Consider the following 1,276-nt stretch of genomic DNA (forward strand, 5'->3'; position numbering starts at 1 on the left):
CAAGATGAATATCTAAATTCTAGACTTGATAATCAAATTTCATGGTACGATAAGAAAAGCCAACACCATCAAAAATGGTATAAATGTTTGAAGTATATCGAACTTTTTCTCGGGTTTATGATTCCAATTCTATCTGCTTGGAAACCACCGTGTTTTCCAATTGCATCGGCTATTTGCGCGAGTGGGATGTTGCTGTGTGAAAGTGCTATTTCATTATCGAAGCACCGTGACAACTGGATTGATTATAGACGAACAACCGAATTGTTAAAGCACGAAAAATACATGTTCCTGACTAAAACAGGTGTATATAAAAACGAAAATGATAGCTTCGCTTTGCTGGTTGAACGTTGCGAAACAATCATTTCAAGCGAAAATATAAATTGGGCAAACTTACAGACAGATACTGTACAAAGAAAGGAAAAATGATGACAAAACATAAGTGTTTTATTTCTTTCAAATCCCAAAATATGGATTACAAAACATATATACAAAATGAACTGGATGTAGAAATGATTGATAAGTCTTTAAACGAACCGATACAATCCCAAGACGAAAACTACATCATGCGAAAAATACGAGAAGATTACCTAAAAGATTCCACGGTTACTATACATCTTATCGGACAGTATAGCTCCGAAAATAATTGGCTACAAAATCAGAATTACATAAAGCGTGAATTGCAAGCTTCACTATCTAATACATCTGCAGGAACTAGAAGCGGTATACTAGGCGTTGTACTACCCGAAATGTATGACAACATTTATACCAGCACTTACACTTGCAGTGAGTGCGGAAGTAGTCATAACGGTGTGAAAATCAACGACGACACAACAGTATCAGAATTTAACTACAACTACTACTTGCCACTCGATCAAGGAAAATGTGCTTGGACTGAAGATGATAGATACTGTGTATTGGTCAAGTGGGAAGATTTTGTAAAAAGACCGAATGACTATATTGAACACGCTTTTGAAAAACGAAGTAATGAAAAATTAACAAAAAAAATAAAGGTCAGACCCTAGAAGTCCAACCTTAAAGAATTTCATAAGTTTTAGCAAAAATATCTGGTTTTACAGGGTAACGCTCCCCATCAACACCAGTGATAACCCAATCACCTGCAGAAGCCTTCATAGTGCCTTCCAGGGTCTCTATATACTGTACTTCACTGATTTGCTCTGCGTCAACCACCACTGGAATTTTTCTAACCTTAACCATATTTACCACCTGCCTGCTATTTTTGATTACATTATAGCATACTTTAGAAAAAAATAAAAAA

3 protein-coding genes are annotated in these 1,276 nt (G+C 35.7%); 2 read left to right on the forward strand and 1 reads right to left on the reverse strand.

Annotation, left to right across the window (positions count from 1 at the left end; translation table 11 throughout):
• Both ODU37_RS10640 and ODU37_RS10645 read left to right on the forward strand, forming a co-directional pair.
• Window positions 1–426, forward strand: a 426-nt coding sequence (locus ODU37_RS10640) for a DUF4231 domain-containing protein (protein WP_398580485.1), incomplete at its 5' end; no start/stop codon positions are given.
• Entirely contained in the window at window positions 426–1,022 is a 597-nt protein-coding gene (locus ODU37_RS10645) for a TIR domain-containing protein (RefSeq protein WP_398580486.1), read from the forward strand. The genes ODU37_RS10640 and ODU37_RS10645, both read left to right, overlap by 1 nt.
• Window positions 1,023–1,032: 10 nt before the next feature.
• Here the strand turns inward: ODU37_RS10645 and ODU37_RS10650 are convergent, their stop codons facing one another.
• Window positions 1,033–1,215 (reverse strand): hypothetical protein, encoded by a 183-nt coding sequence (locus tag ODU37_RS10650; RefSeq protein WP_027974606.1) that lies wholly within the window; start codon window positions 1,213–1,215, stop codon window positions 1,033–1,035.
• Window positions 1,216–1,276 lie beyond the last annotated feature (61 nt).

It is taken from the genome of Streptococcus sp. 2021WUSS109, assembly GCF_044427305.1.
Classification (GTDB): Bacteria; Bacillota; Bacilli; order Lactobacillales; family Streptococcaceae; genus Streptococcus; species Streptococcus suis.